The organism is Scytonema hofmannii PCC 7110 (genome assembly GCF_000346485.2).
Lineage (GTDB): Bacteria > Cyanobacteriota > Cyanobacteriia > Cyanobacteriales > Nostocaceae > Scytonema > Scytonema hofmannii.
Map to the genome: position 1 here is coordinate 1 of NZ_KQ976361.1, position 5,272 is coordinate 5,272.

At 39.7% G+C, this 5,272-nt stretch carries 5 protein-coding genes; 2 read left to right on the forward strand and 3 right to left on the reverse strand.

The genetic code is table 11. The features are described from left to right. Both tnpA and WA1_RS51710 read left to right on the forward strand, forming a co-directional pair. A partial coding sequence (tnpA, locus tag WA1_RS51705; RefSeq protein WP_148663116.1) for an IS200/IS605 family transposase occupies positions 1-335 on the forward strand: 335 nt, incomplete at its 5' end. A 465-nt stretch (positions 336-800) separates the two neighbouring features. Further along, positions 801-2,117 (forward strand): MFS transporter, encoded by a 1,317-nt coding sequence (locus WA1_RS51710; protein ID WP_017749786.1) that lies wholly within the window; start codon positions 801-803, stop codon positions 2,115-2,117. A 102-nt stretch (positions 2,118-2,219) separates the two neighbouring features. Here the strand turns inward: WA1_RS51710 and WA1_RS51715 are convergent, their stop codons facing one another. From WA1_RS51715 to WA1_RS51725, 3 genes are all read right to left on the reverse strand, one after another. Beyond that, a complete protein-coding gene (locus tag WA1_RS51715; RefSeq protein WP_017749787.1) occupies positions 2,220-3,317 on the reverse strand; it encodes an aliphatic sulfonate ABC transporter substrate-binding protein in 1,098 nt (365 codons plus the stop codon). A gap of 304 nt (positions 3,318-3,621) precedes the next feature. Then, positions 3,622-3,885, reverse strand: coding sequence for a hypothetical protein (locus tag WA1_RS51720; protein WP_017749788.1), 264 nt, complete (start codon positions 3,883-3,885; stop codon positions 3,622-3,624). A gap of 280 nt (positions 3,886-4,165) precedes the next feature. Beyond that, a partial coding sequence (locus WA1_RS51725) for an MFS transporter (RefSeq protein ID WP_148663117.1) occupies positions 4,166-5,272 on the reverse strand: 1,107 nt, incomplete at its 5' end.

Consider the following 5,272-nt stretch of genomic DNA (forward strand, 5'->3'; position numbering starts at 1 on the left):
ACAAAATTATTAATGAAGCAATGCTCGCATCAATCCGCAACACACTGACCAGAGTTTGTGAAAAAAATAAGTGTATGCTCAAAGAATTTAATGGTGAATCAGACCACGTTCATTTGCTGTTAGACTTTCACCCTGACAACAATCTCTCCTCTCTCATCGGTTCTATGAAATCCGCTTCGAGTCGTATTGTCAGGAGTGAGTTCAAAGAAATAATCGATAAATATTACTGTCAAGATAAATTTTGGAGCGATTCCTACTGTGCTGTTTCTTGTGGAGGTGCTCCGCTGGAGATAGTCAAGCAATACATTCAATCTCAAGATAAGCCAAAAAGATAATTGGGAAAATATCAACTGTTCCCATAGGGGGAACGTTAATATTTTCCCCACCTTATATCCCCACAGACGCGAAGATGGGGAATTACGGTGTTTTTGTTAAATATCAAAGCGGTATTTTTTTATGCTTGACTTTGCACAAACATATGAGAAACTAATTATTAGTGTATCTAAATATTTAAGAACAATAGGCTCTATGGCTGACGGTCAGTATTGTCTAATTTTGCAAACGAATTGTAATAGTTCGAGCTAGACAGTAGATTTGTAAGCAAAGAGCAACTGTAATTCACGATTTGCGTGCGATCGCCTCTTTGTGAATAAATAGTAAGAACGCTAAATTTCTGTGGTTCTAAATTTAAGTTTAACTAACACGACTTCAGAATGAGTGGACTTGTAAAGTCCAAGTTCGATAAAGCTTCTGACCGCCCTGAAAACAAGGTTGTAGACATTTACAAGAGGAAGACACTGATGGGACAAAGTCATAGAGAACGTTTTGAAGAAGGTAAACTGAGATTTGGTTCTTTTCAGATTCCTCCTGCTCTGAAATCTTTAAATGTTTGTTGTTTCGTCATGGGAGAAAGTGTATCTTTTTTTGGCTCTTGGATGACCCAAATAGCCTTGGTATGGATGGTTTATCAATTAACCAATTCAGCCGTGTTAGTTGGTGTTGCAGGATTTACCAATCAAGCTCTGGGTTTGATTATTACACCTTTGGTAGGAGTCTTGTTGGATCGCTGGAATCTACGATACGTGTTACTAACAACTCAGTTACTAAACGTTCTTTTATCTTCTCTCTTAACTTTTCTGACTCTTAACGGTCAGCTCAATGTTGTATGGATTATTATTATTGGTGCTCTTCAAGGGACACTAAAAGCTTTCGATTTACCAGCACGTTTGGTAACAATTCCCAGACTTGTAGAGGATAAAACAGAGACTTACAGTGCAATTTCTCTCCATTCTTTCTCGATTAATACAGCTAAATTTGCCAGTCCTATGATTGCGGGTATATTGCTTGCTAGCTCTGGAGCAACTGCTTGTTTTTTAATAGATGCTATTACCTATATACCCTTTATATCCGCGATTTTAACTACAAAAATTAGAGCTATTCCTAATAAATTATCCTCTGATAAAACTCCTTTCTTAAAGACTTTGAAAGAAGGTTTTGTTTTTGCTTATGATTTTTTGCCTATAAAATATGCCTTTATATTACAAATCATTATTTGTTTTATGGCAATGACTCATGTTAACTTAATGCCGATTTTTACTCAAAAAATATTGAATGGTAATGCTGAAACCATGGGCTTTCTCATGACAGCTTCAGCTCTTGGTTCTATAGTTGCAGGTTTTTATCTTATTCTTCGCAAGCAAGTCATAGGATTAGAGAAAATTATCACACGTTCTACGGCAATTTTAGGCTTGGGTTTGATGCTTTTTTCTCGTTCCAACAATCTAGAGATTTGTCTGGTTTTAATTTTTCTAGTAGGTATGAGTAATACTCTAACTCTGGCTTCAATTGGTAATTTTGTTCAATCAATTCTGACAGACGAAGATAAACGAGGTAGAGTTACAAGTATATTTACAACAGGTTTTTTGGGAGTACTGCCTTTTGGTAATTTGTTTTTTGGGGGATTGACAAATCAAATTGGAGTTGCTAATGCTATATTTTTTGGTGGTGCGTGTTGTCTTCTGGGAGCTTTTTATTTCTCCAGACAAGAATCTAAGATGAGAAGGATATTACATTCAGTATATTTAGAAATGGGTTTAACAGTAAACAGTGACCAGTGACCAGTGACCAGTTACCAGTAAGCAGTGAGCAGTAAGCAGTGAGCAGTGACCAGTTACCAGTTACCAGTGATTTATAACTAGTTAATCCCCGATCCCTAAGAGCTACTTCTGACTAATTGTTGGAGGAGTAATTGCTGCATATTGTTCGGGTGTTAGTAAAGCTTCTTGAATATTAAGAGGTTTAGGAAGTAAGCCATTTCTATAAAAATACTCTGCTACTCGCTGTTGTTCTTTCACTAAGTCTGGAGAGATTGCTCTCAAGCCATAGGTACGACGGCTAATTACTAAGTCCATCACGTTTGGAGGTAGTTTCTGTTCTGGTGCAATTAATTTTGCTGTCTCTTTAGGATGTGCTTCAGCCCATCGCTCGATTTTGTCTATTTCTTCAATGACTATCCGCAGTAATTCAGGATTATCTATAGCAAATTGTTTTCCTGCTATATAGTAACCACCAGGGGAATCAAGTCCTTGAGAATTTCTAAGAACGCGAACTTTACCCATTTTTTCAGCTATAGCTAGGTGAGGATCTCCTGTCACCCAAACAGGAATTTTTCCTTCTATAAATGTTGCACGGGCTTCCACGTTGGGTATGCTTAGAACTTGAATATCGCTGTATTTCAAACCCACATCTTCTAAAGCTCTTAGAATAAAATAGTGCGATGCAGAAGCTTTTTGGAAGACGACTTTTTGCCCCTTAATGTCTTTCAAAGTTTTGATAGGAGAATCTGGTGGAACAGCAATTGCACTCCCTCGACCAGTCTTTTCAGTTCGCCGCCGACCAACAACATAAACAATTTGAGCACCAGCCGCTTGAGCAAAAATAGGGGGAGTTTCTCCCACAGAACCTAGATCTACTTTACCCACATTCATAGCTTCCATGAGTTGAGGACCTTGGGCAAATTGCGCCCATTCCACCTTAACTCCCAAAGGTTCTAAACGCTTTTCCAAGACTTTTGTAACTCTAACTAAATCACCTGCTTGTTGATACCCCATGTGGAGTACTTTTGTCTTAATACCAGATGTTTTAGTATTATCTGACACTTGACGAGCAGAAGATTGCGTTTCTGTCTCTGTTTTCAGGTTTTCTCCACTGCAACCAATTAAAGTTAACGAAGTTGTAATGGTCAATAGTCCCGGTATTATAAGCACTTTAAAGCTGTGAAAGATATTGAAAGACCGAGTTTTGACTGTAGCAACCATAAATATATACCGTTTCTGTATGAAGTCTTAAGAAAGTTTCAGGTAGGTAGTGCCTACCTGAAACGCACTTAGCCCTTGTACCCGCTCGACCGTGAGAACATTGGGCATATTGGGCATTGGGCGTTGGAGCAACTCCTCATTGCTAGTCTCTTACCCCTAGCCCCTAGCCCCTAACCCCTAGTCCTCAGGTATTCTTCTGCTTCTTTCTCAATTGCCGTACCTTTGAAGAAGTCTCGATTGAGGCTGGTGTACAACTCCAAAGGATGGATTGATAAGAAATAACGAGATGATATCTGTATAGAGGCTAGCACCCCAAAGGAGGACGTGCTGTGCGGTAGTTATGGCGTTCTTCCCAAGTTTGCTGAAACCAACGGTAGCGACCTGCTCCAGGTAAATGTTCTTGAAAGCGATCGACAATTTTAGAACCACCTACTTGAGCTAGATAGTCAAGGAAAGCTGGTTCAAATTCTTGAGTATGTACATCAGTATCAATAATGGGATAGCCTAGCTGCTCCCGAATCTGTGCTGAACGAGTCTTCTTTTTAGGACGCTCAAGTGCAATTGTCATGGCGATTTCTCCTGGTGTCACTCGTTGACTTTTAGTTGTCGTCAATCCCTCACAAACATCAAGCAAGACCAAGCTGTTTTACACCGAGCACGGATGGCTCAAAATACCTGTTCTCGACCTTCACAACTTTGAATAGTTTATTTGTGGGGTATTTACGACAATTAAATACGGTTACTTGATTGATTTACCGTTGTTTATTTATAGTATAGTTACACAACATCGATTGAAATACAAGCCCCAAGTAACAATATGTCACTCTGTGATTTTGATGATTTTTTAGCTACCTCTCTTTAATATAGGATTTATTAGCATAATTGAGGTTTTGATGAACTAGCTCCCGAAAGATCGAAAGCTGCTGCATAAAGAAGAGCGAACCTACAATACAGGCACCAGCACCAAAAATGACAGTATTAGTAGCACCAATGTAGCTTGCCAAAATACCAGCAATTAAGTTACCTACAGGAACTGCTCCAGTAGATGCCATCACATAAAAACCTGTGATTTGACCGCGCATCTCATCTGTAACTAATAACTGGAGTACCGTGCGACCGGAAATAATTTGTAAAATAAAGCCGAAACCAGCGATCGCAAGCGAAAGTAGTGACAACCATAATATGTGAGACAGAGCAAAAATAATTAAGCTCACTCCCATAATAACTGGTCCAAATGCTAGGGCTTTCTCAAACCCAAATACACTTGAGCGGACACTCAAGTAAACTCCACCCATTAAAGTTCCTATACCTGAAGCTGCCATGAGAAAGCCAAATGTATTAGATCCCCCGTGCAAAACCTCAGCAGCAAAAATAGGTCCCAGAGCTAGGTAAAATCCCCAGACACAACAAACTAAAGCCGCACCGATCGCAACCCATCGAATAGGCAAAAAACTGAAGGCATAGATAAAGCTTGCTCTAAATTCTTCAAAAGGTTTCCGTGTAGAAATGACGGCTTTTTTAGGAGCAAGCCGCATTGCGAGGAGGGCAATGATTACAGAGATGTAACTGATACTGTCGATCGCAAAACAAATCCCCGCTCCAAATGCTGCATTCAACACGCCTGCAATTGCTGGTCCAACCATAGTCGTAACGCTAACTAAAGAAGAGTACAAGGCAATCGCATTACCTAAATTTTCCCTTCCTACTGTTTCTGGTAAAAATGCTTGTCGGGTTGGAATTTCAAAAGCATTGATTATGCCTTGCACTGAAGAGAGAACTATAATGTGCCAGATGTTTATCGTGTCAGTTAGAGCTAACCATGTAAGAGTCAGAGACTTAAGCATTCCTAGACTCTGGGCGACTGTCAGGATGCGGTGACGATTCCAGCGATCGGCTACAATTCCACCTAAAGGAATCAAAACAAAGGTGGGAATTTGGGTAGCAAAACCCACTAG